This window comes from Streptomyces lasiicapitis (genome assembly GCF_014646335.1).
GTDB classification, from domain to species: Bacteria; Actinomycetota; Actinomycetes; order Streptomycetales; family Streptomycetaceae; genus Streptomyces; species Streptomyces lasiicapitis.
Map to the genome: position 1 here is coordinate 337,362 of NZ_BMNG01000001.1, position 26,850 is coordinate 364,211.

The window sequence follows — 26,850 nt, forward strand, 5'->3', positions numbered from 1 at the left end:
AAAGATCGTATAAATGCCCGCAAACAGCGACACCGATCAGCGGACCGAAGCGGAACGAGTAGCGCACGGCGGCAGGGAGGCGCGACGCATGGCCAAGAGCGCGCCCCGGATCTTCGTCTCGCACCTGGCAGGCACCGCCGTCTTCGACCCGAACGGCGACGAGGTGGGCCGGGTGCGCGACCTCGTCGCGACGCTCCGCGTCGGCCGCAGGCCGCCCCGGCTGCTCGGCCTCGTCGTGGAGCTCGCCACCCGCCGCCACATCTTCCTGCCCATCACCCGGGTGACCGGTATCGAGTCCGGTCAGGCCATCACCACCGGCGTGCTGAACGTGCAGCGCTTCGAGCAGCGCCCCACCGAGCGGCTCGTACTCGGCGAGATGCTCGACCGCAGGGTGCGCCTGGTGGAGACCGGCGAGGAGGTCACCGTCCTCGACGTCTCGGTGCGGCAGCTCCCGGCCCGCCGGGACTGGGAGGTGGACCGGGTCTTCGTACGCAAGGGCAAGGGCGGGGCGTTCCGGCGCAAGGGCGAGACGCTGACCGTCGACTGGTCGGCCGTGGACGGCTTCTCGCTGGAGGAGCACGGGCAGGGCGCCGAGAGCCTGCTCGCCACCTTCGAGCAGCTGCGCCCCGCCGACCTCGCCAACGTGCTGCACCACCTGACGCCGAAGCGGCGCGTGGAGGTCGCCGCCGCGCTCGCCGACGACCGGCTCGCGGACGTACTCGAAGAGCTCCCGGAGGACGACCAGATCGAGATCCTCGGCAAGCTCAAGGAGGAGCGCGCCGCCGACGTCCTGGAGGCCATGGACCCCGACGACGCCGCCGACCTCCTCGCCGAGCTCCCGGAGGACGACAAGGAGCGCCTGCTCACCCTGATGCAGCCGGACGACGCGGCCGACGTGCGCCGCCTCATGGCGTACGAGGAGCGCACCGCGGGCGGTCTGATGACGACCGAGCCGATCGTGCTGCGCCCGGACGCCACGGTCGCGGACGCCCTCGCGCGGGTGCGCAAGGAGGACCTCTCCCCCGCGCTCGCCGCGCAGGTGTACGTGTGCCGCCCGCCCGACGAGACCCCGACCGGCAAGTACCTGGGCACCGTGCACTTCCAGCGGCTGCTCCGCGACCCGCCGTACACGCTGGTCGGCTCGATCATCGACGACGATCTGCGGCCGCTGCGGCCGGAGGCCGAGCTGCCGGTCGTGGCGGGCTTCTTCGCCGCGTACGACATGGTCGCGGCGCCCGTGGTCGACGAGGGCGGGTCCCTGCTCGGGGCGGTCACCGTCGACGACGTACTCGACCACATGCTGCCCGACGACTGGCGCGAGACGGAGTTCCACTTCCAGGAGGGGGCCGGTCATGGCGGCGGCTGAGCGGGAGCGGGAGCGGGACAAGGATCGGGAACGGGATCGGGAACGGGAGGCGCGTGGCCGGGGGCGGTTCCGGCTCGACCAGCCGCGGGCGCCGCGCCGCAAGCTGCTTCCGGACTACGACCCGGAGGCCTTCGGGCGGCTCTCGGAGCGCATCGCGCGGTTCCTCGGCACGGGCCGGTTCATCGTCTGGATGACGGTCGTCATCATCATGTGGGTCGTCTGGAACGTCTCCGCCCCGGCCGGCCTGCGCTTCGACCAGTACCCGTTCATCTTCCTGACCTTGATGCTCTCCCTCCAGGCGTCGTACGCCGCCCCGCTGATCCTGCTCGCGCAGAACCGCCAGGACGACCGCGACCGCGTCACCCACGAGCAGGACCGCAAGAGCAACGAGCGGTCCATCGCGGACACCGAGTACCTCACCCGCGAGATCGCCTCGCTGCGCCTGGGCCTCGGCGAGGTCGCCACCCGCGACTGGATCCGCTCCGAACTCCAGGACCTGGTCAAGGAGCTGGAGGAGCAGCGCGAGGTATTCCCGTCCGAGAGCGCTGGGTCACGTGATGTAGGCGACCGCTGACAGCCCTTTCCCGCCCCGGGTTACCGCGCCGTACTATCGGTCGTATGGCTACGGAAGACGCGGTGCGTGAAGCACTGGCGACGGTGAACGACCCCGAGATCCAGCGACCCATCACCGAGTTGGGGATGGTCAAATCGGTGGAGATCGGCGCGGACGGCGCGGTCGCCGTCACCGTGTACCTGACGGTCTCCGGGTGCCCGATGCGCGAGACGATCACGAAGAACGTGACGGACGCGGTCGCCGCCGTCGAGGGCGTCACGCGCGTCGACGTGACCCTGGACGTGATGAGCGACGAGCAGCGCAAGGAGCTGGCCACCGCGCTGCGCGGCGGCACCGCCGAGCGCGAGGTGCCCTTCGCCAAGCCCGGCTCCCTGACCCGGGTCTACGCGGTCGCCTCCGGCAAGGGCGGCGTCGGCAAGTCGTCCGTGACGGTGAACCTGGCGGCGGCGATGGCCGCCGACGGCCTCAAGGTCGGCGTCGTGGACGCGGACATCTACGGCCACAGCGTGCCGCGCATGCTGGGCGCCGAGGGGCGCCCCACCCAGGTCGAGAACATGATCATGCCGCCGTCGGCGCACGGCGTGAAGGTCATCTCCATCGGCATGTTCACCCCGGGCAACGCGCCCGTCGTGTGGCGCGGCCCGATGCTGCACCGCGCGCTCCAGCAGTTCCTCGCGGACGTCTTCTGGGGCGACCTGGACGTGCTGCTCCTGGACCTGCCGCCGGGCACGGGCGACATCGCGATCTCCGTCGCGCAGCTCGTGCCGAACGCGGAGATCCTGGTCGTCACCACCCCGCAGCAGGCCGCCGCCGAGGTCGCCGAGCGCGCGGGCTCCATCGCCGTGCAGACCCACCAGAAGATCGTCGGCGTGGTCGAGAACATGTCCGGCCTGCCGTGCCCGCACTGCGGCGAGATGGTCGACGTGTTCGGCACGGGCGGCGGCCAGCGGGTCGCGGAGGGCCTCACCAAGACCACGGGCGCGACGGTGCCGGTGCTCGGCTCCATCCCGATCGACGTACGCCTGCGCGAGGGCGGCGACGAGGGCAGGCCGGTCGTCCTGACCGACCCGGAGTCCCCGGCGGGGAGCGCGCTGCGGACGATCGCGGGGAAGCTGGGGGGCCGCCAGCGGGGGCTGTCGGGTCTCTCCCTGGGTATCACGCCCCGGAACAAGTTCTGACCCGTTCGCATCGCGCACCCCGTATCGCGCTCCGCGCTCGTCCTCACACGCCGGACGGGCTGATTCCCAGCCCGTCCGGCATACGTTCGGCCCGTCGGTGGGACTACCCGGCGTAAGCCCCGATGTCCTGCACGACGGAGAAGCCGAGGCCGTACGCGCTCATCCCGCGTCCGTACGCCCCCAGATGCACCCCCTCCTTGGTGGACCCGGCGAGCACCCAGCCGTACTCCGACTCCCGGTAGTGGAACGAGGTCGGAGCCCCGTCCACCGGCAGGGAGAGGGTCGACCAGTCGTCGCCGTGCAGGTCGTCCGCGAGGACCCACGCGGTCTCCGTCTGCTGGTCCAGCCAGTCGTCCCGCAGGCTGTGGTCCATCTGGCCGGGCCACGTGAAGGACAGCAGGCCCACGCCCGCCAGCCATGCCGCCGAGGACACCGAGGTGGCCTCCAGGACGCCGGTGCCGTCGGCACTGCGCCGCACCGGATTGGCGGCGACGGTCACCACGACCGCGAACCGCTCCTTGTCGCCGTTGCCGGACGCTTCGGCGCGCACCGACGGCTCGTCACCGTGACCGATGGAGCCGTGCTCCACGGCTCCGTCCGCCGCGGTCCCGACCTGCATCAGCCAGCGCGGTCCCGTGAAGGCCTCGTCCAGGCCGTACCAGGGGAAGGGCGCCAGCAGGTAGCCGTCGACCGTGCGCCGGGCGGAGGGCACCGCTTGCGCGGCACCGTCCGCCGCTGGCGCCTGCGCGCCCACCCGACTTGTCGTCTCCATGTACCCGGCCGCCTCCTCGCTCTCGTCGGTCCGGAGCGGCCCGCCCCCCTCGGGCGTCCTCACGCCGGACAACAAGGCAGGATAGCCACACCCCTTCCGGATGCTGGTCAACGAGTCGGCGGACGGGTGTACTCGACGCCTCTGACCAGGGCGGTCGCGGGCGCCGGGCGGCGCATGCCGAACGTCAAGGGGCGCACGTGGGCGCCGGGGCGGCGCGGGGGCCGTCCGGCGGGGTGAGGTGGCTTCGGGAGCCTGCGGGGGCTTGGTGGCGCCGGGAGCGCGTGGGCTCAGGTGGCGCCGGGAGGCCGCGGGCTCAGGTGGGGCCGGGACGTCGCGGGATCAGGTGGCGTCGGCGTCGAACGGCGGCGGGTCGCCGGCCGCGGGCTTCTCCGGCTCCGGGCGCTTCTCCATGTCGATGCGGGCGCCGCCGGAGCCGTTGGCCGAGGCAGTCGACGAACCCGGGGCCGAGGCCGTGGCGGAACGGCCGCCGGAGTCCTCGGCGGAGTCGCCGTCACGGCCGTGCACGGCGTCCGCGACTTCGGCCATTTCCTTCTTCAGGTCGAAGCCGTTGCGGATTTCCTTCAGACCGAGATCGTCGTTCTCCATCTGCTTGCGGATGAACTTCTTCGGGTTCAGGTCCTCGAACTCGAAGTCCTTGAATTCCGGTCCCAGTTCATTCCGTATGTCCTGCTTCGCGCTGTCGGAGAACTGGCGGATCTTGCGAATGGTCCGCGTCACGTCCTGAATGAGCTTCGGCAGCTTGTCCGGTCCGAAGATGAGCACGGCGAGGATGACCAGCGTCACTATCTCGAGTGCGCCAATGTCGTTGAACACCTTGAAAGCTCCTTGCCGTCCGGACCCGCTCTACGGTACCCGCCGCGGCTGTCCGTCCGGTAGCCGCACGGCGACACCACGACCAACACCGCCAACACCGCCAACGCGGCCGCTGTGGGCCTGTGCGGCCTTACTGCCCGCTCGCCGTGCCGAGTACCAGCGTCACCTTCCGCTCGTCGCCGTCGCGCTCGACGGTCAGTTCCAGGCGGTCCTTCGGGCGGTGGGCGCGGACCTTGACGATGAGCTCGTCGCCGGAGTGCACGCGCTGGCCGTCCACCGCGGTGATCACGTCGCCCGGCTTCAGTCCGGCCTTGGCGCCGGGGCCGCCGCGGTTGACGGCCGGGCCGCCGCTCTGGCTCTTGCGGGCGATACGGGCGCCGTCGCCGGTGAACTGCTTGTCGATGGTGACGCCGATGACGGGGTGGGTGGCGCGGCCTGTGTTGATGAGCTCTTCGGCGACGCGCTTGCCCTGGTTGATGGGTATGGCGAAGCCGAGCCCGATGGAGCCGGACTGGCCGCCCTCGGGGGCGGAGCCGCTGTCGGCGGAGCGGATGGCGCTGTTGATGCCGATGACGCGGGCCTTGGCGTCGACGAGGGGCCCACCCGAATTGCCGGGATTGATGGGCGCGTCGGTCTGAAGGGCATTCACATACGACACGTCGCTGCCGTCGCCCTTCTCGCCGCCCGCGGTGATGGGCCGCTCCTTGGCGCTGATGATCCCGGAGGTGACGGTGTTGGCGAGGTCGAAGGGCGCGCCGATCGCCACGACCGGGTCGCCGACCTGTACGTTCTCGGAGTTTCCGAGGGGCAGGGGCTTGAGTCCGCGGACGCCGGACACCTTGACGACGGCGAGGTCGTAGCCCGCGTCGCGGCCGATGACCTTGGCGCTCGCGGTCTCGCCGCCGCTGAAGGTCACCGTTATCTCGCCGCCCGTCCCCGCGGGTTCGACCACGTGGTTGTTGGTGAGGATGTGGCCCTTGCCGTCGAGGACGAAGCCGGTGCCGGTGCCCGCGCCGTCGTCGCCGCGGACGTGCAGCGTCACGACGCCCGGCAGCGCGCTCGCCGCGATCCCGGCGACGCTGTCCTTGGGCCGCTTCTCACTCTCCGACCCGGCCTGCGGCAACTCGATGTCGCTCCCGATGCCACCCTCCCGCTCCAGGTACGCCCCGACGACCCCACCGATCCCACCCGCCACGAGCGCGATGACAACGGCCCCCAGAACAACGAACTGCCGCCCACGCCGCCGCCGCTCCCGCTGAGTCTCGACAGCGGCACCGGTCTGCTGCAGGGGGGCGCTCCAGGGGTCGTAGCGCTGCCAGGGGGTGGTGGGGGTTCCGCTGGGGGTGGGGGTGCTGTGGGGGTGGGTGGGGGCGCTGGGCGCCGGGGTGTTGTGCGGGTGGGCGGGCCCGGGGGCGCCGGGCGCCGGGGTGCCGTGCGGGTGGGCGGACGTGGGAGCCCCGGGGGCCGGGGTGCCGTGCGAGTGAGCGGGCGCGGGAGCCCCCGGGGCCGGGATGCCGTGCGGGTGAGCGGGCGCGGGCCCGCCGGGCGCCGGAGTGCCGTGCATGTGGCTGGGCGGGGGCCCGGCTGCCGCGGGTGTACCTGTTCCCGGGTTGGGTTGTGCGGGCACGCCGTGCGCCCCCGCGTGGGCGGGATTGCCGTGGGGCGGGACGGCGTCGTGCGGGGGTGGGGTGTGCGCGGAGGCGGTGGGGGCGGGCATGGCCTGGGTGTGGGTGCCGGGGGCCGGGGTGCCGGGGTGGGGGGTGCCGCCGCCGGGGGGTGTGCTGTGCACCGGGGCAGCGGGGGGTGTGCCGTGGGCCGGGGTGCCGGAGGTGGGCATCGCCTGGGCCGGGGTACCGGGAGCCTGTTGAGCCTGGGGCGGGGCCGGGGTGCCCTGGTGCGGGGCGCCCTGGTGCGGGCCCTGCGCCTGAGCATCGGCGTGCGGGCCACCGCTGTGCGGGGGCACGCCATGGGCAGGAGTGCCGGAGGCGGGCATCCCATGGGCGGGGGTGCCGGGGACCGGGGCGCCGGGTATGGGCGTGCCGTGTCCTGGGGTCCCGTAGACGGGCGTTCCTTGGGCAGGGGTGGCCATGGGGTGCTGCACGGGCGGGGCGGGGGCCCAGGGGCCAGGTTCGCCGTACGGCGGCGTGCTGTACGGGTCGGGGTCGTGCAGCGGACGGGGACGGTCGGCGGGCGCCTGGGCGGCGGGGGCGGCAGCTGTGGACTGCGATGCGGGGGCTGTGGGCTGCGGCGCAGGGGCTGGGGCTGGGGCCGACGGTTCGACGGCCATGGACGGGGATACGTCGGCCACAGCCGGAGGCACGTCGGCCCCGACGGCGGCACGCCCAGCAGGGACCTCACCGCCAGCAACGGCCGCACCGCCCACCGCGAAGCCCGCGTCACCAGCCACGCCTCCGGGCACAGCGTCCCGGGGTTCCCCACCACCGGGCACCGCATCCCGAGGCGCAACGCCCGGAGACCCACCGTGCTGAAGCTCTACATGGCCAGGCACTCCACCCTGAGCCACGCCACCACCGGGCACCGCGTCTTGAGGATCCGCCCCAGCCGGGGGCACCACGTCCTGGGGCACACCCTGCTGAACACCCGCATCACGAGGCACCCCGCCCCGAGCCGCTGCCTGCTGAGCCACCGCGTCGGCGGGCACCCCATCCCGAGGCGCAGCATCCGGGCGCACCCCATCCTGAGGCACCCCACCCCGAGCCGCCGCCGGCTGAGCCACCGCGTCAGCGGGCGCCCCGTCCTGAGGCACTCCGCCCCGACCAGCTCCCTGAACCCCCGCGGCAGCGGGCACCGCATCCTGCGAGGCTTCCGGAGCCCCTCCGTCCCGGGCAACCCCGTCCGGGGTCACCCCGGAACCCTGCCCAAGCCCAGTGCCAACGTCCATGCTCTCCCCACAACTGGCCCGCGGCGGACGCCGATTACGTGCTGCCCTGTGTGTCCGCCCAGTTCGCGGCGGGCACGGTCCACCCAGGATTCAACCAGGTCTGCGGGCTGACGCGCAGGTCGCGTCAGCGGATCTGTGAGGAGCCGTGCAGCGGGCCCGTGACGGGCTTCGGCGAGGCCTTGGGGGTGGGGTCGGCGGCGGCGTTCAGGGTGAGGCCCTGTGGCGCACCGCCGGGGGCGTCGTCGGCGACGGCGCGCACCAGCGGGGACATCACACCCGCACCGGCGAGCAGCGGGGCGGTGAGCTGGTGCCCCGAGGGCGGATACCCGGGCCGCATGGGCGCCCCGGAGAGCAGTGGCGTCGCGGCGGTCGTGGGCGCGAGGGCCTGCGGCTGGCGCGGCCCCTGCACGGAGAGCGGGTTGCCGCTGCGGCGGCGCACGGAGTCGGGCACCGCGGCGTTGGGCGTGCTCGGCGAACGCAACGGCGACGCGTTGCTGTTGGCCGAGCCGGCGCCGCTGGCGCGCTGCTCACCCGCGGTGAGGGGGGTGCCGACGGTGACCCCGCCGAGCGCTATCGCGGCCAGCGACACGGCACCGGCCGCCGCGAACGCGAACCGCCGCCCGAGCCAGACCGACCGCTCGGCCTCGGGCCGGCCGACGTCATGGATGCGGAAGCCGCGCCCCTCACTGGGCAGCACCGCGGCGTGGGCGCCCGAGGGAACGTAGCCGACGAAGGGCTCGGCTCTTCCTCCGCGGGTGCTGAAGACACCGCCGTGGGGCAGGCCTGTGGACTCCGAGGAGCCGGTGGCGAAGCCGTCGTCGACGGGCGTGCGCGGGCCCCCGGACTGGCCGATGTCGTCGGCACCGGCGCCGGGAAGGCTCTGCAGACGGGCGAGGAAGCTCTCGCTGGGAGGCGGCGGCGCCGACTGCGCGAAGACGCTCTTGAGCCGGCGCTGCGCGTCGGCTTCGGTCTTGCACTTCGGACAGGTCGCAAGGTGCGCGAGCACTCGCTCGCGTGCGTCATGACCGAGCTCACCGTCGACCAGCGCGGCGAGCCGGTCCCCCAGGTGCTGCTCGGCGAGATGCCGCTCGGCAGGATTGGACCGTGATCCACTCACGCGGTCGCGCCCCCTCCTCCCAGCGCCACGGCCCCGCTCACGGCGAGCGAGCGACGCTCGGCGCGGGCCTCGGGAGAACGGTGCTGGAGAGCCTTGCGGAGCTGGGAGCGGCCGCGGTGGATACGGCTGCGGACCGTACCGAGCTTGACGCCGAGGGTCGCGGCGATCTCCTCGTACGAAAGGCCCTCGATGTCGCACAGGACGACGGCGGCGCGGAACTCGGGCGCGAGGGTGTCGAGCGCCTGCTGGACGTCCGCGTCGAAGTGGGTGTCGTTGAACACCTGCTGCGGCGAGGGCTCGCGGCTGGGCAGTCGCTCGGCCGCGTCGTCCCCGAGGGCGTCGAAGCGGATGCGCTGCTTGCGGCGGACCATGTCCAGGAAGAGGTTGGTGGTGATGCGGTGCAGCCAGCCCTCGAACGTGCCGGGCGTATACGTCGACAAGGAGCGGAAGACGCGGACGAAAACCTCCTGCGTCAGGTCCTCGGCGTCGTGCTGATTGCCTGTCAGACGATAGGCGAGACGGTAGACCCGGCCGCTGTGCGTGCTGACGATCTCCTCCCATGTGGGCGGAGTCCACGCCTGCGATTCCGCGTCAGCGGCAAAGGTCGCGGTCTGAGCGGAGTCGGTGGCGCGGGAACGGTCAGCGGTGTAGGTCACGGATTTCGGCTTACCCGCCAATCCGAGAAAGCGCCGAAGCACTCCTCCCCGATCCGCGGACGCGGCCGCACCTCCCCTGTCGGCTCTGGTGGTGTCCAGTGGAGCCCCTACCATAACCACCTCGCCCGTTAGCTCCGGATAAGCGTTTTTACGTGAATTTGGTACTTGCCCCTTGGGGTGCCGGGGTCGCTCGGTCCGCGCACCGCGGACTTCGCGCCTCGGCTTCACATCCAGATCCATGACCGTGCCCCCGTCGCACCCGCTGTCCTTACACCCCTTCTAAACGCACGGTCCCATCTGCGGGTTCCCGGCCCCAACGGATACAGTCACGGCCAGGCAACCACGGGGACAGGAGAGGGCCATTACCGGCAACCGGCAGACGAGCTGGGCGTTCGCCGACGCCTTTGTCGCCGAGGACGAGGCGCTGCGCTGGGCCCGTGACCGGGCGCGGGAGGCGGGGCTGCGCTCGGTGTCGCCCGGCACCGGCGCCGCGCTCGGGATGCTGGCCGCCACCGTGGACGCCAAGGCGGTAGCCGAGATCGGTACGGGCACGGGAGTGTCGGGCATCCATCTGCTGCACGGGATGCGCCCCGACGGCGTCCTGACCACGGTCGATCCGGACCAGGAGCGCCAGCAGTTCGCCCGCACGGCGTTCCGCGCCGCGGGTTTCGCCGGCAACCGCGCCCGTTTCATCCCGGGCCGCGCCCTCGACGTACTGCCGCGCCTCGCGGACGGCGGCTACGACCTGGTGTTCTGCGACGGCGACCGCACGGAGTGCATCGACTATCTCGCTGAATCGTTGCGCCTGCTCCGACCGGGCGGGCTCGTCTGCTTCGAGGGCGTCTTCGCCGACGGCCGCACCGTGGACTCCGGGCCGCAGCCCGTGGAGGTGCTGCGGCTGCGCGAGCTGCTGCGCGCGGTGCGCGAGAGCCAGGACCTGGTGCCGTCGCTCCTGCCGGTGGGCGACGGCCTCCTCTGCGCCGTGAAGCGCTAGCTTCCGTACGCGTCGGCAGCCCTCGCCGTCGACAGCGGCCACCCACTCGGCCGACTGGGTGACAGCCACCCTCGCACCCCGCCCGAACAGGCACTCCGACCCGAGGATTCAGGCCTTTCGGCCCGGCGGATTCCGGTCGTTCCCGCAGGCCGCCCGGGACGCCCGGACACGCCTCGCGTCAAGGCCACGACGGGCTCTCGTCAAGATCACGTATGCCCGCGGCCTCCGGACACAGCACTGCCCCGGCTCGTCGTACGATGCCGGGGCAGCTCAAAAGTGTGGTGAAAAGTGTGGCCGCTTGCGCGTCAGCCGACAACCTTCTTCAGGGCCTCGCCGAGTTCTTCGGCTTCCTGCGGTGTCAGCTCGACGACGAGTCGACCGCCGCCTTCGAGCGGAACGCGCATGACGATGCCCCGCCCCTCCTTGGTCACCTCGAGCGGGCCGTCGCCCGTCCGCGGCTTCATGGCCGCCATGCTCGTTCCCCTTCCTGAAACCAGCTCATCGCAGCCGACAACCCAGGTGTCACCGGCATCGAACACATTGCTTCCAGGTCATTATCCCGCATCGCGGGACCCGATGACCAACATCAGTCGGCATCGCTTGCGCAACGCGCGGCCGCAAAACCACTCAATTCGGCGATGTGGCTGCAATACTGCGCCGCCCCACACGGTTCATCCGCCACAGATACTTTGACGCAGGTCACATCGGCGACCGCATACCGACGGCCGATGATCTAGGTCATGCTGGCCCCCGAAGCCCATACGACCGGTCACACGACGGTCACAGGACCAGCGGAGGGGACCCACCATGGCCGACACCGTGCTCTACGAGGTGAGCGACGGGCTCGCGACGATCACGCTGAACCGCCCCGACGCGATGAACGCGATGAACGTCGAGGCCAAGGTCGCCCTGCGGGAGGCGGTCCGCTCGGCCGCCGCGGACCCCGCGGTGCGCGCCGTACTGCTCACCGCGACCGGGCGCGCCTTCTGTGTGGGCCAGGACCTCAAGGAGCACGTGGGCCTGCTCGCCGCCGACCGCGAGTCCGGCTCCGGCGGGACCATGAGCACGGTGCGCGAGCACTACAACCCGATCGTGCGGGCCCTGACCGGCATGCCCAAGCCGGTCGTGGCCGGGGTCAACGGCGTGGCGGCCGGGGCGGGCTTCGGCTTCGCGCTCGCCGCGGACTACCGGGTCGTCGCGGACACGGCTTCCTTCAACACCTCGTTCGCGGGCGTCGCGCTGACCGCCGACTCCGGGGTCTCCTGGACCCTCTCGCGCCTGATCGGCCCGGGCCGCGCCGCCGACCTGCTGCTCTTCCCCCGCGGCGTCAAGGCGCAGGAGGCGTACGACCTGGGGATCGCGAACAAGGTCGTGCCCGCGGAAGAGCTCGCCGAGGAGGCCCGCAAGGTGGCCCGCGCGCTCGCCGAGGGGCCGACGCTGGCGTACGCCGCGCTCAAGGAGTCGCTCGCGTACGCGGCCGACCACTCCCTGGACGAGGCCCTGGACAAGGAGGACGAACTGCAGTCGAAGGCGGGCGCCTCCGAGGACCACGCCATCGCCGTGCAGGCCTTCCTGGACAAGGCCAAGCCCAAGTATCTGGGCCGCTAGCCGGACCCTAGGCGCCGCTCGCCTCGCGGGCCACGCAGTCCGCGAGGTGGTCGTTCACCAGGCCGCAGGCCTGCATCAGGGCGTAGGCCGTGGTGGGGCCGATGAAGCGGAGGCCGCGCTTCTTGAGGGTCTTGGACAGGGCCGTCGACTCGTCCGTGACCGCGGGCACGTCGGCGAGCGTGCGCGGCACCGGGCGGGCGGCCGCGTCCGGGGCGAACGACCAGATCAGCTCGTCCAGTTCACCGGCCGGCCAGTCGACGAGCACGCGCGCGTTGGCGAGCGTCGCGTCCACCTTCGCGCGGTTGCGGATGATGCCCGCGTCGGCGAGCAGCCGCTCGCGGTCCGCGTCACCGAACTGCGCGACCTCGGCGATCTTGAAGCCCGCGAAGGCGGCGCGGAAGCCCTCACGCCGCCGCAGAATCGTGATCCAGGAGAGGCCCGACTGGAAGGCCTCCAGGCAGAGGCGCTCGAACAGCGCGTCGTCGCCGTGGACCGGGCGGCCCCACTCCGCGTCGTGGTACGCCACATAGTCCTCGGTCGACAGGCCCCACGGGCAGCGCAGGCCGCCGTCCGGGCCGGGGATCGCGCCGCTCACTTGCCGTCCTCCGGTCGTTCGTCGGTCGGCGCGGGGGCGCCGTGCGGTCCGGGGGCGCGATCCTGCGGGCCGTACCCCTTGAGCAGGCCGGGGCCGCCGACCGCCGTGGCCTGGGCGCCGGCGAGGGCGGCCTCCAGCTCGGCGATGCGCGCGTCCCGCTCGGCCAGCTCGGCGGCGATCCGGTCCAGGGCCTCGTCCACATCGAGCATGCGATAGCCGCGGACCGTCATGGGGAAGCGCACCGCCTCCACGTCGGCCCGGCGCAGCGGGCGGTCCGGCGGCAGCGGGTCGATGAGCCGCTCCGGCGGTACGTCGGGCAGCGCGCCGCGCTCGCCGCCGCCGAGGACCGCGAGGGTCACCGCCCCGACCACGACGACGAGGGCGATGACCAGGAACAGGAACATGACCATCTCTGCGGTCCCCACGCTCGGACGCCGGCCACGGTGCGGCCGACACGGAAACTGTCTGGCTCCGATCGTGCCATGCGGCTCTGACAGTTAAGGTCGCAGGCGGCCGGACCGTGAGGCCGGACAGAGGAACGACAAGGAGGCTCACAGGGGATGCTCAGATTGGGCAGGCGCGAGTTCGACGCGCAGGAACCGGTGATCATGGCGATCGTCAACCGGACCCCGGACTCCTTCTACGACCAGGGCGCCACCTTCCGCGACGAGCCCGCCCTCGCGCGCGTGGAGCAGGCCGTGGCCGAGGGCGCCGCGATCATCGACATCGGCGGGGTGAAGGCCGGGCCCGGCGAGGAGGTCACCGCCGAGGAGGAGGCGCGGCGCACCGTCGGGTTCGTCGCCGAGGTACGGCGGCGCTTTCCCGACGTCGTCATCAGCGTCGACACCTGGCGGCACGAGGTCGGCGAGGCCGTCTGTGACGTCGGGGCCGATGTGCTCAACGACGCGTGGGGCGGGGTCGATCCGAAGCTCGCGGAGGTCGCCGCGCGGTACGGGGTCGGGCTCGTCTGCACCCACGCGGGGGGCGCCGAGCCGCGTACGCGGCCCCATCGCGTCGAGTACGACGACGTCGTCGCCGACATCCTTCGGGTGACCGTCGGGCTTGCCGAGCGGGCCGTCGAACTCGGTGTTCCCCGGGAGTCCGTGCTCATCGATCCCGGGCACGACTTCGGCAAGAACACGCGGCATTCCCTTGAGGCGACCCGGCGGTTGCCCGAGCTGGTCGAGACGGGGTGGCCCGTGCTCGTCTCCCTCTCCAACAAGGACTTCGTCGGGGAGACGCTCGATCGGCCGCTCAAGGAGCGGGTGATCGGGACTCTGGCGACGACCGCGGTTTCCGCCTGGCTCGGCGCGCAGGTCTACCGCGTCCACGAAGTCGCCGAGACGCGGCAGGTGCTCGACATGGTCGCCACGATCGCCGGCCACAGGGCCCCGGCGGTGACCCGTAGAGGGCTGGCGTAGGCCTCGCGGGGGCGCCCCAGTCCCACCCCTTCCCGAAACTGGGGGCTCCGCCCCCAGACCCCCGCTCCTCAAACGCCGGAGGGGCTGTACCTAGCCGGACCTTGCCGGTCCGGCTAGGTCTTAGCCTCAGCGGCCCACTTCCTTCGTCACCAGCGCCACAGCCTCCTCCACCTCGTCCGTCACGTGGAACAAGAGAAGGTCCTTCTGGGAGGCCTTGCCCTGGGCTACGACGGTGTCGCGGAGCCAGTCGACCAGGCCGCCCCAGTAGGCCGAACCGAAGAGGACGATGGGGAAGCGGGTGACCTTGCGGGTCTGGACGAGGGTGAGTGCTTCGAAGAGCTCGTCGAGGGTCCCGAGCCCGCCGGGCAGGACGACGAACCCCTGCGCGTACTTCACGAACATGGTCTTGCGCACGAAGAAGTAGCGGAAGTTGACGCCGATGTCGACGTGCGGATTGAGCCCCTGCTCGAAGGGCAGCTCGATGCCGAGCCCGACGGAGACGCCGTTGGCCTCGCGGGCCCCCTTGTTGGCGGCCTCCATGGCCCCCGGCCCACCCCCGGTGATCACCGCGAAGCCCGCGTCGACCAGCGCCTTGCCGAGCCGCACCCCGGCGTCGTACTCGGCGGAGCCGGGCAGGGTCCTGGCGGAGCCGAAGACGCTGATGGCGCTGGGGAGTTCGGCGAGGGCGCCGAAGCCTTCGACGAACTCGGACTGGATGCGCATGACCCGCCAGGGATCGGTGTGCACCCACTCGGCGTCGCCCTCGGTGTCGAGGAGCCGCTGGTCCGTGGTGCCGGGCGTGATCTGATCGCGCCGCCGCACCACGGGACCCAGGTGCTGCTCCTCCGGCGGACCCTGCGCTTCCGGATTGCCCATGAACATCCCCTTCCACTGCCGGTCGACCCCGGCCCACCCGCACGGCCGCGCTCAACTCGTTCGTTGTGCCACTTCAGCGTAGGTCTACGGGCGTTACGCGGGGCGTAACTCCAGAAGTCGGGAGGCGCCTGGTCAGCTCAGGAGGTCAGCCAGGCGCGCAGCCTCGCCTCCGCCTCCGGGATCAGCGACGCCTTCACCCGCTCGTCCACCTTGTGGGCCAGGAGCGGCTCGCCGGGGCTGTAGTTCACCGCGGGCACCCCGAACGCGCTGAAGCGGGAGACGTCCGTCCAGCCGTACTTGGGGCGGGCCTCGCCGCCGACCGCCGCCATGAAGGCCGCCGCGGCGGGGTGCGTGAGGCCGGGCCGGGCGCCCGGGGAGTGGTCGTCGACGACGAACTCCTCGATGCCGCAGTCCGCGAAGTACTCGCGTACGAAGGCCTCGGCCTCCTCCGGAGTGCGGTCCGGGGCGTAACGGAAGTTGACGGTGACGGTGCACGCGTCGGGGATGACGTTGGTGGCGACGCCGCCCTCAATGCGGACGGCGTTGAGGCCCTCGTGGTACTGGAGGCCGTCGACGAACGGCTTGCGCGGTTCGTACGCGGCCAGCTTCGCCAGGATCGGGGCCGCGGCGTGGATCGCGTTGGAGCCCATCCACGCGCGCGCGGAGTGCGCACGCTCGCCCTTGGTCTTCAGCAGGACGCGCAGCGTGCCCTGACAGCCGCCCTCCACCTGCCCGTCCGTGGGCTCCAGGAGGACCGCGAAGTCGCCCTCCAGCCAGTCGGGGTGGGCCTCGGCGACGTGCCCCAGGCCGTTCAGGTGCGCGGCGACCTCTTCGTTGTCGTAGAAGACGAAGGTGAGGTCGCGGTTGGGCTCGGTGACCGTCTGCGCGATGCGCAGCTGCACGGCGACGCCGGACTTCATGTCGCAGGTGCCGCAGCCCCACAGCACGCCGTCCTCGTCGAGGCGGGAGGGGACGTTGGGCGGGTTCTCCGCGATCGGCACCGTGTCGATGTGGCCGGCCAGGATGACGCGCTCGGCGCGGCCCAGGCTCGTGCGGGCCACCACGTTGTTGCCGTACCGGTCGACCGTCAGGTGCGGCAGGGCGCGCAGGGCGGTCTCGATGGCGTCCGCGAGCTCCTTCTCCTGGCCGCTCGGCGACGGGAAGTCGACGAGCGCGGCGGTCAGCGCGGCGGCGTCGAGGGTGAGGTCGAGGGGCTGAGCGGCGGTGTGCGTCGGCGTCCGGTCCATGGCTTCGACCCTAACTCGCCGCGCCCGGACCGCCGGGACCGCCCGGACCGCCGAGACCGCTTCCGCGGGCGACCCGACCCCTCGCGCTCCGCTTGCGTCCCGGCACTGTCAGTGGCCTCCAGTACCTTGGTTCGCGTGTCCGAGCCCACGTCAACCGTCCGGCGCGGCCGCCTCCCGCGCATCGGGGCGGCCGTCGTCGTGCTGCTCGCGATCGCCGGATATGTGGTGATGCAGTACGTCTCCGGGGAGCCCGACCCCCGGTGCGCGGTGGTGTCGGGCGACGGCACCGGAGCGGCGTACGAACTGAGCGCGGAACAGGCCGTGAACGCCTCGACGGTCGCGGCCGTCGGCACCCGGCGCGGGATGCCCGAGCGTGCCGTCACGATCGCCCTCGCGACGGCGCTCCAGGAGTCCAACCTCCACAACATCCGCCACGGGGACCGCGATTCGCTGGGCCTGTTCCAGCAGCGGCCCTCGCAGGGCTGGGGCACTCAGCGCCAGATCATGGATCCGGTGTACGCGGCCGGGCGGTTCTACGCCCGCCTGGACAAGGTCCCCGACTACGCCCGCCTGCGCCTGACGGACGCCGCGCAGCGCGTGCAGCGCAGCGGCTTCCCGCTGGCGTACGCCAAGCACGAACCGGACGCCGCCCTGCTCGCCGCCGCGCTCACCGGCCGCGCGCCCGCGACCTTCACCTGCGAGGGCCGCCCCGGCGCGGGCCCCGGCGGCCCGGCCGAGGTACGCCGGGCGCTGGCACGGGACTTCGGGGACGGCGTGTCCCCGAAGGGAGGCGACGCGAGCAGGAACGGAAAGGTGCTGCGGGTCCCCCTGGCACCCGCACCGAAGGCTCCGGAAGCCGACACCCCGCGACGCGGCTGGGAACTGGCCCACTGGGCCGTGGCCCACGCCTCCGCCCTCCATATCGAACGGGTCTCCTACGCGGGCCGCGAGTGGAAAGCCGGGGATTCCGCCGATGAGTGGCGAAAGGCGAAGGCCGGTCCCGAGAAGTCCGGAGTGCGGGGAAAGCGCGATAATAGTGAGCCCGCCGCGGCGAATTCCGGTTCCGGGGGCGGCGGTTCCGGAGAGGACGGTTCCGGCTCCGCGGACGGGCCCGGCGGCAGCCCCGAGTCGGCCGCAGAGGTCCGAATCGTCACTGGGCAGTAGTGCGGCCGGTCACCCGAAGGGGGCACGGCGATCACCGCGCGATGACGCGGAAGAGGATCTTCCGGAGAAGCGTCGCGCACACCGCACAACCCTTGAGGGCAAAGGGCTTCAGGCGGCTCAAGACCATTCGGCGCGAATGTTGTTTGCCCGATTTTATCCGTAGCCGATAATGCGACGCATTACCAACTCTTTACGTTGGCGTACCGCAACCTTCGGAGGGTTCGAGCGGTAGTCACTGCGTCCGATCGCCGGATTCCGTACCGCGTCCGCAGCACGGAACGGCCGGGCACCTCACACGTTCTCTCCGTCTGAAGGAGCATCATGTCCCTCCCCCTGACCCGTCGGATCGCCCGTGTCGCGCTGATCGTCGCGGCTGGCGCGGCACCCGTGGTCGGTGCGGCCGGCTCCGCCAGCGCCGCCGAGCTCCCCGCCACCCCCGACCTCCGCGGGATCACCGCCCTGGACGGTGCCAACGTGGGTGAAACGGTCGACGACACTGCTCAGAAGGTCACCGGCCTCGCGAGCCAGACCGGAAGCAAGGCCGTGCAGAAGGGCGCTCCGGCCGTGGGGTCGGCCCTGGGCAAGAGCGTCAGGACCACCGCGCCCGCCGCGCAGGAGGTCGGCGGTGAGGTCACCGGAACCGCCACCGACGTGGTCGGCGACACCGCGGGCACGGCCACCAAGGGCGGGCTGCCCACCGACGCCCTCGGCAAGGGCGCCCCGACCGACGCGCTCCCGAAGCTGCCGCTCGGCTGATCAAGCCGCGTACGCACCGAAGGGGTGCGGGAAGCCCACGGCTTCCCGCACCCCTTCGCGCTGTCCGGACCCGGCGAGCCCGGCGGACCCGGCGGACCCGGGCGGCACCTCACCGCAGCCGCGACACCGCCGCAGCCACCCGCTCGTCCGTCGCCGTCATCGCCACCCGGACGAAGTCCCGGCCCGCCTCGCCGTAGAAGTCGCCGGGCGCCACCAGGATGCCGAGGGACGCGAGGTGGGCGACGGTGTCCCAGCAGGACTCGTCGCGCGTGGCCCACAGGTACAGGCTCGCCTCGCTGTGCTCGATGCGGAAGCCGTGGCCGACGAGCGCGTCGCGCAGGGCCGTGCGGCGCGCGGCGTAGCGTTCGCGCTGCTCGCCGACGTGCGTGTCGTCGCCGAGGGCCGCCACCGCGGCCGCCTGCGTCGGCGCGGACGTCATCATCCCGCCGTGCTTGCGGATCTGCAGCAGATCGCCGAGCACGGCGGCGTCGCCGGCCGCGAACGCCGCCCGGTAACCGGCGAGGTTGGAGCGCTTGGAGAGGGAGTGCACCGCGACGACGCCCTCGTACGAACCGCCGCATACGTCCGGGTGCAGGACCGACACGGGGTCCGCCTCCCAGCCGAGTTCCAGGTAGCACTCGTCGCTGACAAGGAGCACTCCGTGCGCGCGCGCCCAGGCCACGACGCGTACCAGTTCGTCCTTTGACAGGACACGACCGGTCGGGTTGGAGGGCGAGTTGAGCCACAGGAGCTTCACACCGGACGGGTCCAGGTCGCCGGACGCGATCGTCTCCACGTCGTACGTGACGTGCTCCGCGCGGGCCAGGCGCGCGCCCACCTCGTACGTGGGATAGGCGAGGCGCGGGTAGGCCACCTTGTCGCCGGGGCCGAGGCCCAGCTGGGTCGGGAGCCAGGCCACCAGTTCCTTGGAGCCGACGATCGGCAGGACGTTGCGGTGGGTCAGGTCGCGCGCGCCGAGGCGGCGGGCGCACCAGCCCGTGATCGCGTCGCGCAGTTCCGCGGTGCCCCACACCGTCGGATAGCCCGGCGAGTCGGCGGCCGCGACCAGCGCCTTCTGGATCAGCTCGGGCACGGGGTCGACCGGGGTACCCACGGACAGGTCGACGATGCCGTCTGGGTGGGCGGCGGCTGTCGCCTTGTACGGCTCCAGCTTGTCCCAGGGGAAATCGGGGAGGCGGTCGGAGACTGCTGACACGGACGGGCTCCAGGGGTGCGTAGTTCTGTACGAAGTTCTTGACGAAGTCCGGTACGAACGCTGTACAAACGCCCCGGTCCCGTACAGCGCGAAGTGCCGTACGGGACCGGGGCGGCGCTCGGGCGGCCGCTACTGGTTCTGCGGCGGCAGCGCGGCGATGAAGGCGTGGTCGCGCTCGATCAGGCCGAGCTTGCTGGCACCACCGGGCGAACCGAGCTCGTCGAAGAACTCGACGTTCGCCTTGTAGTAGTCCTTCCACTCTTCAGGAGTGTCGTCCTCGTAGAAGATCGCCTCGACCGGGCAGACCGGTTCGCAGGCTCCGCAGTCGACGCATTCGTCCGGGTGGATGTACAAGGACCGGGAGCCCTCGTAAATGCAGTCGACCGGGCACTCCTCGATGCACGCCTTGTCCTTGACGTCGACACAAGGCTGCGCGATGACGTAGGTCACGCTGTCGTTCCTCCTCGATACGGGCGTTGGCGGGCCGTCCTCAGGCTCCGCTCGCCTGGCGCGCGGGAGCGCGGCGTCGTCGATGCCCGCACCTAGTATCTCCGTTCCCGGGCATGATCCGAACAGGAGGGGCGTACAGAGCTGTGGAATTCACTGCGGGCGGACGGCTGAAAGTCCGAATTACCCCTTCTGACGTGGGCAAACGTGTCTCTGTCCGACGCGTGGACGAAGGTGGTGCGCGAGGCGCCGGGTTCACCGACACGGTGGGTGTTCTCACATCGTGGAATGACGGTGTGCTGGTGATCACACGCAGGACCGGGGAAATCGTCCGGATCGCGGAGCGCACGCTGGTCGCGGGGAAGGTCGTGCCCGCGGCCCCGGCCCGTCGGCGCGGGCCTGCGGCGACGTACGCGGAGTTGGCGCGGGTCACGGCGCGCTCCTGGCCGCCGGTGGAGAGCGAGCACCTGGGCGGGTGGGAGCTGAGGGCCGCCTCCGGGTTCACCCGGCGCGCCAACTCCGTGCTGCCGGTGGGGGATCCGGGCCGTCCGCTCGACGACGCGCTTGCGTTCGCGCGGCGCTGGTACGCCGACCGGGGGCTGCCCGCGTACGTACAGACCGCGACCGGGGCCGAGGGCACGCAGGAGCTGCTCTGCGCCGAGTTGACGGAGCGCGGCTGGACGCGGGAGGTCAGCGCCGAGGTGTGGGTCGGCGGGCTCGCCGCGGTCGGGGACCTCGACGCGGACGCGGACCGCGTGGTGCTCTCGCGGACCGTCGACGAGGCCTGGCTCGGCCGCTACCAGCGGTCCGCGGAGCCGGGGCCGCACATGCTGAAGGTGCTCAACGGCGGCCCCTCGGTGTGGTTCGCGGCCATTCCCGGCACGGACGGGCCGCCCGCGGCGATCGGGCGGTGCGTGGTCGACGGGCGGTGGGCGGGCTTCATGGCGGTCGAGGTGGACCCGGCACAACGGCGCGCGGGGCTCGCCACGGCCGTGATGGCGGCGCTGGCCCGGCGGGCGCTGGAGGAGGGCGCGTCGGCCGCGTGGCTCCAGGTGGAGGAGGACAACGGCGGCGCGCGGGCGCTGTACGACGGGATGGGCTTCGCGGCGCATCACAGCTACCACCACTACAAGGAGCCGTACGCCGCGTAGTCGCCCCGATCGCGCCGCGTGACGGAAACGGCCGAAAACGCAAAGACAGGTACGGTCCGGGCGGCGAAGAGTGCGGGCAGCGAGCGCGGGCATGAGCGGTGCGATATGGCCAGTCACCAGTGGTACCGACGCTTACGGCTAAGGTCCCACGGGAATTTGCCTCTCCGGCAACGAGGGCGGCGGGACCGGCGTCGGGAGCGTCGGGACCGCACCACCGCACACCGCACCACGGATGAACCCCCACCGGCGATCCCCGCCGGTGCCAGACAGAACAGACAGACCGGACAGAAACGACAGAGGCACGGATGCGCGCACAGCCCGCGAAGTCCAGTGAATGGCGGCGCAGGTTCGCCGACGAGGCCAGGTCCGAGCGGCCCGACCTGTCCTTGCTGTGCCTGCTGCTGAGCGGGGAGGCGGACCCCGAACTGGACGAGGCGGGCATCGACGCGGCGCAGATCGAGCTCGACGCGCTCGCCGGACAGCTGCCCTTTCGGCCGGGCGGCCCGCGCGAGTGGGCCTCGGCGGTCGCCGAACTCCTGGGCGGGCGGCACGGGTTCCACGGCACGGCGTCCGACTACCACCGGCTCGAGTCGTCGCTGCTTCACCAGGTCCTGCGGCGCGGGCGTGGCCTGCCGATCCTGCTGTCCGTCGTCTGGATCGAGGTCGCACGCCGCGCGGGCGCGCCGGTGTACGGGGTGGCGCTGCCCGGCCATTTCGTCGTCGGCTTCGGCTCTCCCGACGCGCACGGCAAGCCCGACCAGGTGCTCGCCGACCCGTTCAACGGCGGGCGGCTGCTGTCCACCGAGGACGCCGAGCAACTGGTGGCGCAGACGACGGGCGGCAGGCTGAACCCGTCGCTCCTGTCGGCGGCCGACCCGCTGAACATCATGCTGCGCATCCTCAACAACATCCGCGCCTGGGCGGCGGCCCGCTCCGAGCGCTCGCACGTGGCGCTGTGGGCCCTCGAACTGTCCCTCCTTCTGCCGTCGCACCCGGCCCGGCTGCGCTACGAACGGGCCCAGTTGCTCGTCGAGCGCGGCGACTTCCTCGCGGGCGCGCGGGGTCTCGACGAGTACGCCGACGTGGTGGCGACGATCGAGCCGACGACGGCGGACCGGGTGCGGCTCGAGGCGCGGGCGGCGCGGGCGAAGCTCAACTGAGCCCGTACGTCCCCGAGGCCACGCGCCGTACGCATGAATACGCATGACGTGGACGGCGCGCACCCGGAGCCCGGCGGCGGGTCGACGGCGTACCGCTCGGCCGTCTTGGCTGTCGCGAGGACCGGTAGCGATCGGTCCGGCCGGGCACCACGGACGTATGCACCCCCGACCTGCCCCCACCACGCGGTGGCGCCGGGCCTTCGCCGCCGAGGCCAGGGCCGAGCGGCCCGATCTCGCGCGGCTGTGCCTGCTGATCGGCGCGGAGGCGGATCCCGCGCTCGACGATCCGGGCATCGCGGCGGCGCGGCGGACCCTGGACCGGCTGGCCGCGCTGCTGCCCACGGGCCCGGGATGCCCGCGCGCGTGGGCGGCCGCGGTCGGCGAACTGCTCGGCGCGCGCTGCGGGTTCAGGGGCCGTCCCGGCGACTATCAGCGCCTGGAGTCGTCGCTGCTTCACCAGGTCCTGCGGCGCGGGCGCGGCCTGCCGATCCTGCTGTCCGTCGTCTGGATCGAAGTCGCTCGCCGCGCGGGCGCGCCGGTCCACGGGGTCGCGCTGCCCGGTCATTTCGTCGTCGGCTTCGGGTTCGGGTTCCCCGACGTCGAGGAGCGGGTGCTCGCCGATCCGTTCGGCGGGGGGCGGGTACTGAGCCGTACGGACGCCCAGTTGCTGGTGGCGGGGGCCACCGGGGCGCCGCTCGACGCCGCGATGCTGCGGCCCGTCGGCGCGGTGGACATCGTGCGGCGCGTCCTCAACAACATCCGCGCGTGGGCCGCCACCCGCCCGGAGCGCTCCGACGTCGCCCTGTGGGCCGTCGAGCTGTCCCTGCTGCTGCCCGGACACGCCGACCACGCCGACCGGCTGCACCACGACCGCGCGCAGCTCCTCGTACAGCGCGGCGACTTCCGTACGGGGGCGGCCGAATTGGACGCGTACGCCGACGTGCTGGCCGGCAGCGACGAGGCGGGGGCGGAGCGGGTGCGGCGGCAGGCTCGGGCCGCTCGGGCGCGGATGAACTAGGTCTGCGTACTCGGCGTACGACCCGGAATATCAGCCCCTGAATCGGCTCAGAGCCAGCCCTTCTCGCGGGCGATCCCGACGGCCTCCGCGCGGTTGCGGGCCGCGAGCTTCTGGATGGCCGTCGAGAGGTAGTTGCGGACCGTGCCCTGGGAGAGGTGCAGGGCGGCGGCGAGTTCGGCGTTCGTGGCGCCGTCGGCCGCCGCGCGCAGGATCTCGCGCTCGCGGTCCGTCAGCGGGTTGGCGCCCTCGGCCAGGGCTGCGGCCGCCAGCGTGGGATCGATGACGCGCTCCCCCGCGAGCACCCGGCGCACCGCGTCGGCGAGCTGGGCCGCGGGCGCGTCCTTGACCAGGAAGGCGACCGCCCCGGCCTCCATGGCGCTGCGCAGATAGCCGGGCCGCCCGAAGGTGGTGAGCACGACGACCTTCAGCTCCGGGAGTGCGGCCCGCAGCTCCGCCGCGGCCTCGATGCCGGTCCTGCCCGGCATCTCGATGTCCAGGAGCGCCACGTCCACGTCGTGCGCGCGGGCGGCGGCCAGGACCTCGTCGCCCCGGGCCGCCTGCGCGACGACCTCGATGTCCGGCTCCAGGCCGAGCAGCGCGGCGAGCGCCTCGCGGACCATCGACTGGTCCTCGGCGAGGAGCACCCGAATGGGGTGCCCGCCGGGGCCGGTGGAGTGGTCGGGGCCGGGCCCGGTGGCCTCCGCGGGGCTTTGCGTGCCGGTCATGCGGACGATCCTAGGGCGGTGGACGCGGGGCGCTCCGCCGGGTCCTGCCCCACCGGTACGCGGGCGACGAGCCGGAATCCCGGACGGTCACCGCCCTGCCCGCGGGCGCCCCGGCCGCTGCCCGAGCCCGACGTGACGTCGAGGGCGCCGCCGACGGCTTCGAGCCGTTCCGTGAGCCCCGTCAGGCCGTTGCCGTGGCCGCTGCCGGGCGCGAGGCCCACGCCGTCGTCCTCGACGGCCAGCTCCAGGACTGGGCCCGCGAGGGTCTGGCGGCGGGTGAGGGTGACCGTGCAGCGGTGGGCGCCGCTGTGCCGTACGACGTTGGTGACGGCTTCGCGGAGCGACCAGGCGAGGGCCGCCTCCCGCTCCCCGTCGGGCGCACCCTCCCTGTCCCCGTCAGCCACAACCTGCCCGTCGGCCACGCCCTCCCCCGCCGGAACCTCCAGCGGAACATCCGCCTCGATCCCCGCGGCCGTCAGAGCCGTCCGGGCCCCGGCGAGCTGGCCCGACAGGGTGAGCCTGCGGTAGCCGGTGACCGCCTCGCGGACGTCCACCAGTGCCTGGCGGCTGACCTGTTCGATGTCGGCCACCTGCTGGGCGGCCTTGTCCGGGTGGGCGGGGAGCATCCGCCCGGCCAGCTCGCTCTTCAGCGTGATCAGCGACAGGGAGTGGCCGAGCAGGTCGTGCAGATCGCGGGCGAGCCTCAACCGCTCCTCGTTGGCGGCCAGTTGGGCGACCGTCGCCCGGGCCTGGCGGAGCTGGACCGTCGTACGGATCAAATGGCGTACGCCGGTCATCGCGAACCCGACAAGGAAGGTCATCACGCCGAGCCCGGTGACCATGTCGGCCACACCCATCCCTTGGGCGTACACGCCGATCGCCACCATCAGCGCGGTGACGGACGGGATCACCCACAGCGCCTGCCGCATCGGCAGGACCGCGCCCGCGGACACCGCGACGTACACCCACAGGCCGAGCCAGGCGGCGTCCATGCCGGTCGACAGGGCGGCCGCGAGGGCCACGAGCCCTCCGAACGTCACGTACACCCTGTGCCAGACGAGCACCCTCGTCGTGTAGCGGAAGACCAGGATGAGGTAGCAGGCGATGAACGCGGCGAGGCCGAGCGAGCCGAGCACGGTCGCCACCGCGGAGCGGCCGCCGTCCACCAGGTCCTTCACCGGCGCCGCCATGAAGACCAGCCAGATGCCGATCCAGGCGAGCTTCACGCGGGCCGCGCGACGGTCCGTGGGCGGGCGGCCGAAGCTGTGCATGGGGTGATGGCGGTCGAGGTTCAGCGGTTCGTTCACGCCTTCAGTGTGTCCTTCCGGTACAGCCATGCCGCGCCCGCCGCGAACACCACGAAGTACGCGGCGAGCAGTGCGACGTCGCCCGCGTGCGGCGCGTCGCCCAGCTCGATGGTCCGGCCGAGCGCGGCGTACGCGTGGGTCGGCGTCCAGTCCGCGATGCCCTGGAGCCAGCCGGGGAACGTCGCCGTCGGCATCCACAGGCCGCCGAGCATCGACAGGCCGAAGTACAGGATCATCGTGACCGGCCGCACCGCGTCGCCCGACGCGAGGTAGCCGACGGCCACGCCGAGCGCCGCGAAGCACAGGCTGCCCGCCCAGATCGCGCCGGTCAGCGCCAGCCACTGCCAGGCGTCCAGACGGACGTCCTTGACCACGGCGGCGACCACGAACACGACCACGATCGACGGCAGGCTGACGACGGCCGCGCTCGCCGTCTTGGCGAGTACGTAGCCGCGGCCCGGCAGGCTCGTCAGCCTCAGCTGGCGCACCCAGCCGCTCTGGCGCTCCTTCGCGATGCGCTCGCTGTTGCCCATCAGGACGGCCGTGAGCGCGCCGAACGACGCCATCGAGACCATCATGAACGCGGGCAGTCCGAGGCCGCTGTCGCCGACCTCGGTGGTGGCGTCGGCGCTGCCCGCGATGAGCAGGAAGAGCATCGCCGGGTAGAGCACCGAGAAGAACAGGAACTTCTTGTTCCGCAGGGAGCGGGTCAGCTCCAGTTTGACCAGAGTCCTCATGCCGCCTTCGCCTCCTCGGCCGCCGTGATCGCGACGAAGGCCTGCTCCAGGCCGAGGCCCGCGACCTCCAGGTTGCGGGGGTAGACGCCGAGGCCGTACAGCGCGTGCACGGTCGCGTCGGCGTCCGTCGACTGGAGCCGGACCGTGTGCCCGGACCCCGCGGCGGAGCCGCTGACAGACACCGTGGCCGTGGCGAGGAACGGCAGCTCCCGCAGCCGCCGTTCGAGCCCCGGATCGCCCCCGCGCAGCTCCTCCAGGTCGAAGCTGATCTTGCGGGCGCCGGCCTTCGCCTTGATCTCGGCCGCCGTGCCGTCCGCGAGGAGCCTGCCCCGGTGAAGGACCAGGACCCGGTCCGCGATCGCGTCGGCCTCCTCCAGGTAGTGGGTGGCGAACAGGACCGCGCGGCCCTGGTCCGCCTGCTCTCGCATGGTCGCCCAGAAGGCCTGGCGTGCCGTCACGTCCATGCCGGTCGTCGGCTCGTCGAGGACGACCAGGTCGTTGGCGCCCGCCGTGGCGAGCGCGAACCGCACGCGCTGCTGCTGGCCGCCGGAGAGCTTGTCGACCTTGCGGTCGGCGAGCTGGGTGATGCCCGCGTGGGCGAGCACGTCGTCCACGCGGTACGGCCGCGGGTGCAGATCGCAGGCGAGGCCGACCAGTTCGCGGACGGTGACCTCGTCCATGAGTCCGCCGCTCTGCAGCATCGCGCCGACCCGGCCCGCGGTGATGGCCTCGCGCGGGCTGGTGCCGAACACGCTCACCGTGCCGCTGTCCGGGCGGCGAAGCCCGAGGAGCAGGTCGAGCGTGGAGGACTTGCCCGCGCCGTTCGGCCCGAGCAGGGCCACCGTCTCGCCGGGATACAGGTCGAGGGTGAGTCCGTCGACGGCCCGCACCTCGCCGTACGCCTTCGTCACCCGCTCAAAGCTCACTGTCGTCGTCATGCATCCATCGTTGCTGGTCACAGCGGTTCGGCGGCAGTGTCGTCCGTCGGGAGATCGTGGTGACAGATGTCATGCGGGAGGGGTGACAGAC

Annotated in this window: 27 protein-coding genes; 11 read left to right on the forward strand and 16 right to left on the reverse strand. The window is 72.4% G+C overall.

The window, feature by feature from the left end; translation table 11 throughout:
* Positions 1 to 88: 88 nt before the first annotated feature.
* Genes IEY91_RS01520 through IEY91_RS01530 form a run of 3 tightly spaced genes read left to right on the forward strand, consistent with a single transcriptional unit; the run spans position 89 to position 3,118 of the window.
* Positions 89 to 1,366 carry a magnesium transporter MgtE N-terminal domain-containing protein gene (locus IEY91_RS01520; RefSeq protein ID WP_164320973.1) on the forward strand — a complete coding sequence of 426 codons (1,278 nt, stop codon included), beginning with the start codon at positions 89 to 91 and terminating at the stop codon, positions 1,364 to 1,366.
* Positions 1,353 to 1,940, forward strand: coding sequence for a DUF1003 domain-containing protein (locus IEY91_RS01525; RefSeq protein ID WP_189172515.1), 588 nt, complete (start codon positions 1,353 to 1,355; stop codon positions 1,938 to 1,940). Before IEY91_RS01520 ends, IEY91_RS01525 begins: the two co-directional genes overlap by 14 nt.
* A gap of 44 nt (positions 1,941 to 1,984) precedes the next feature.
* Positions 1,985 to 3,118, forward strand: a complete 1,134-nt coding sequence (locus tag IEY91_RS01530; RefSeq protein ID WP_164320977.1) for an Mrp/NBP35 family ATP-binding protein — start codon at positions 1,985 to 1,987, stop codon at positions 3,116 to 3,118.
* Between the two features lie 103 nt (positions 3,119 to 3,221).
* Here the strand turns inward: IEY91_RS01530 and IEY91_RS01535 are convergent, their stop codons facing one another.
* The 5 genes from IEY91_RS01535 to sigE form a co-directional block, all read right to left on the reverse strand.
* Positions 3,222 to 3,890 carry a hypothetical protein gene (locus IEY91_RS01535; RefSeq protein ID WP_229696618.1) on the reverse strand — a complete coding sequence of 223 codons (669 nt, stop codon included), beginning with the start codon at positions 3,888 to 3,890 and terminating at the stop codon, positions 3,222 to 3,224.
* Positions 3,891 to 4,229: 339 nt separating this feature from the next.
* Positions 4,230 to 4,724 (reverse strand): sec-independent translocase, encoded by a 495-nt coding sequence (locus IEY91_RS01540; RefSeq protein ID WP_164320981.1) that lies wholly within the window; start codon positions 4,722 to 4,724, stop codon positions 4,230 to 4,232.
* A 130-nt stretch (positions 4,725 to 4,854) separates the two neighbouring features.
* The gene (locus tag IEY91_RS41495; RefSeq protein ID WP_373287880.1) at positions 4,855 to 6,561 is read right to left on the reverse strand and encodes a S1C family serine protease; all 1,707 of its coding nucleotides are present in this window, start codon (positions 6,559 to 6,561) and stop codon (positions 4,855 to 4,857) included.
* 1,189 nt (positions 6,562 to 7,750) lie between these two features.
* Positions 7,751 to 8,743 carry an anti-sigma factor family protein gene (locus IEY91_RS01550; protein ID WP_164320983.1) on the reverse strand — a complete coding sequence of 331 codons (993 nt, stop codon included), beginning with the start codon at positions 8,741 to 8,743 and terminating at the stop codon, positions 7,751 to 7,753.
* The gene (sigE, locus tag IEY91_RS01555; protein ID WP_189172516.1) at positions 8,740 to 9,513 is read right to left on the reverse strand and encodes an RNA polymerase sigma factor SigE; all 774 of its coding nucleotides are present in this window, start codon (positions 9,511 to 9,513) and stop codon (positions 8,740 to 8,742) included. Before sigE ends, IEY91_RS01550 begins: the two co-directional genes overlap by 4 nt.
* A gap of 181 nt (positions 9,514 to 9,694) precedes the next feature.
* Here sigE and IEY91_RS01560 point away from each other — a divergent pair, with 181 nt between their 5' ends.
* Positions 9,695 to 10,393 carry an O-methyltransferase gene (locus IEY91_RS01560; protein WP_164328202.1) on the forward strand — a complete coding sequence of 233 codons (699 nt, stop codon included), beginning with the start codon at positions 9,695 to 9,697 and terminating at the stop codon, positions 10,391 to 10,393.
* A 305-nt stretch (positions 10,394 to 10,698) separates the two neighbouring features.
* Here the strand turns inward: IEY91_RS01560 and IEY91_RS01565 are convergent, their stop codons facing one another.
* Positions 10,699 to 10,866, reverse strand: coding sequence for a DUF3117 domain-containing protein (locus IEY91_RS01565; protein ID WP_086831452.1), 168 nt, complete (start codon positions 10,864 to 10,866; stop codon positions 10,699 to 10,701).
* Between the two features lie 334 nt (positions 10,867 to 11,200).
* Here IEY91_RS01565 and chcB point away from each other — a divergent pair, with 334 nt between their 5' ends.
* Positions 11,201 to 12,001 (forward strand): 2-cyclohexenylcarbonyl CoA isomerase, encoded by an 801-nt coding sequence (gene chcB, locus IEY91_RS01570; RefSeq protein WP_189172517.1) that lies wholly within the window; start codon positions 11,201 to 11,203, stop codon positions 11,999 to 12,001.
* A gap of 7 nt (positions 12,002 to 12,008) precedes the next feature.
* Here chcB and IEY91_RS01575 read toward each other — a convergent pair whose 3' ends face one another.
* Positions 12,009 to 12,596 (reverse strand): DNA-3-methyladenine glycosylase I, encoded by a 588-nt coding sequence (locus tag IEY91_RS01575; protein ID WP_164320991.1) that lies wholly within the window; start codon positions 12,594 to 12,596, stop codon positions 12,009 to 12,011.
* Entirely contained in the window at positions 12,593 to 13,006 is a 414-nt protein-coding gene (locus IEY91_RS01580; RefSeq protein ID WP_164328203.1) for a DivIVA domain-containing protein, read from the reverse strand. The genes IEY91_RS01575 and IEY91_RS01580 overlap by 4 nt, the downstream gene beginning before the upstream one ends.
* Positions 13,007 to 13,156: 150 nt before the next feature.
* On the opposite strand from IEY91_RS01580, the gene folP reads away from it, so the two are divergent.
* Complete coding sequence (gene folP / locus IEY91_RS01585; protein ID WP_164320992.1) at positions 13,157 to 14,017, forward strand: dihydropteroate synthase; 861 nt, start codon at positions 13,157 to 13,159, stop codon at positions 14,015 to 14,017.
* A gap of 126 nt (positions 14,018 to 14,143) precedes the next feature.
* Here folP and IEY91_RS01590 read toward each other — a convergent pair whose 3' ends face one another.
* Together IEY91_RS01590 and dapE are read right to left on the reverse strand one after the other, a co-directional pair.
* Positions 14,144 to 14,893 (reverse strand): LOG family protein, encoded by a 750-nt coding sequence (locus IEY91_RS01590; protein WP_164320994.1) that lies wholly within the window; start codon positions 14,891 to 14,893, stop codon positions 14,144 to 14,146.
* A gap of 137 nt (positions 14,894 to 15,030) precedes the next feature.
* Positions 15,031 to 16,140: a succinyl-diaminopimelate desuccinylase gene (gene dapE / locus IEY91_RS01595; RefSeq protein WP_164320996.1), complete on the reverse strand. Its 1,110-nt coding sequence runs from the start codon at positions 16,138 to 16,140 to the stop codon at positions 15,031 to 15,033.
* Between the two features lie 135 nt (positions 16,141 to 16,275).
* On the opposite strand from dapE, the gene IEY91_RS01600 reads away from it, so the two are divergent.
* Both IEY91_RS01600 and IEY91_RS01605 read left to right on the forward strand, forming a co-directional pair.
* Entirely contained in the window at positions 16,276 to 17,304 is a 1,029-nt protein-coding gene (locus IEY91_RS01600) for a heavy metal transporter (protein WP_229696620.1), read from the forward strand.
* 321 nt (positions 17,305 to 17,625) lie between these two features.
* Complete coding sequence (locus tag IEY91_RS01605) at positions 17,626 to 18,060, forward strand: ATP-binding protein (protein ID WP_164320999.1); 435 nt, start codon at positions 17,626 to 17,628, stop codon at positions 18,058 to 18,060.
* A gap of 109 nt (positions 18,061 to 18,169) precedes the next feature.
* On the opposite strand, the gene IEY91_RS01610 is transcribed toward IEY91_RS01605, so the two are convergent.
* Entirely contained in the window at positions 18,170 to 19,276 is a 1,107-nt protein-coding gene (locus IEY91_RS01610) for a bifunctional succinyldiaminopimelate transaminase/glutamate-prephenate aminotransferase (protein WP_189172518.1), read from the reverse strand.
* Positions 19,277 to 19,405: 129 nt separating this feature from the next.
* Positions 19,406 to 19,726 carry a ferredoxin gene (gene fdxA / locus IEY91_RS01615; protein ID WP_030573070.1) on the reverse strand — a complete coding sequence of 107 codons (321 nt, stop codon included), beginning with the start codon at positions 19,724 to 19,726 and terminating at the stop codon, positions 19,406 to 19,408.
* A gap of 143 nt (positions 19,727 to 19,869) precedes the next feature.
* Between fdxA and IEY91_RS01620 the strand changes: the two genes are divergently transcribed.
* The 3 genes from IEY91_RS01620 (at position 19,870) to IEY91_RS01630 (ending at position 23,052) form a co-directional block, all read left to right on the forward strand.
* Entirely contained in the window at positions 19,870 to 20,874 is a 1,005-nt protein-coding gene (locus tag IEY91_RS01620) for a GNAT family N-acetyltransferase (RefSeq protein WP_189172519.1), read from the forward strand.
* A 305-nt stretch (positions 20,875 to 21,179) separates the two neighbouring features.
* Positions 21,180 to 22,034: a transglutaminase-like domain-containing protein gene (locus IEY91_RS01625; RefSeq protein WP_164321005.1), complete on the forward strand. Its 855-nt coding sequence runs from the start codon at positions 21,180 to 21,182 to the stop codon at positions 22,032 to 22,034.
* 157 nt (positions 22,035 to 22,191) lie between these two features.
* On the forward strand, positions 22,192 to 23,052 hold the full coding sequence (locus IEY91_RS01630) for a transglutaminase family protein (protein ID WP_164321007.1): 861 nt from the start codon (positions 22,192 to 22,194) through the stop codon (positions 23,050 to 23,052).
* Positions 23,053 to 23,099: 47 nt separating this feature from the next.
* Here IEY91_RS01630 and IEY91_RS01635 read toward each other — a convergent pair whose 3' ends face one another.
* Genes IEY91_RS01635 through IEY91_RS01650 form a run of 4 tightly spaced genes read right to left on the reverse strand, consistent with a single transcriptional unit; the run spans position 23,100 to position 26,759 of the window.
* The gene (locus IEY91_RS01635; protein ID WP_189172520.1) at positions 23,100 to 23,777 is read right to left on the reverse strand and encodes a response regulator transcription factor; all 678 of its coding nucleotides are present in this window, start codon (positions 23,775 to 23,777) and stop codon (positions 23,100 to 23,102) included.
* Entirely contained in the window at positions 23,774 to 25,048 is a 1,275-nt protein-coding gene (locus IEY91_RS01640; protein ID WP_164328205.1) for a sensor histidine kinase, read from the reverse strand. The genes IEY91_RS01635 and IEY91_RS01640 overlap by 4 nt, the downstream gene beginning before the upstream one ends.
* A 32-nt stretch (positions 25,049 to 25,080) precedes the next feature.
* Positions 25,081 to 25,821 (reverse strand): ABC transporter permease, encoded by a 741-nt coding sequence (locus IEY91_RS01645; protein WP_164321011.1) that lies wholly within the window; start codon positions 25,819 to 25,821, stop codon positions 25,081 to 25,083.
* Positions 25,818 to 26,759, reverse strand: a complete 942-nt coding sequence (locus IEY91_RS01650) for an ABC transporter ATP-binding protein (protein WP_164321013.1) — start codon at positions 26,757 to 26,759, stop codon at positions 25,818 to 25,820. Before IEY91_RS01650 ends, IEY91_RS01645 begins: the two co-directional genes overlap by 4 nt.
* Between the last annotated feature and the right edge of the window lie 91 nt (positions 26,760 to 26,850).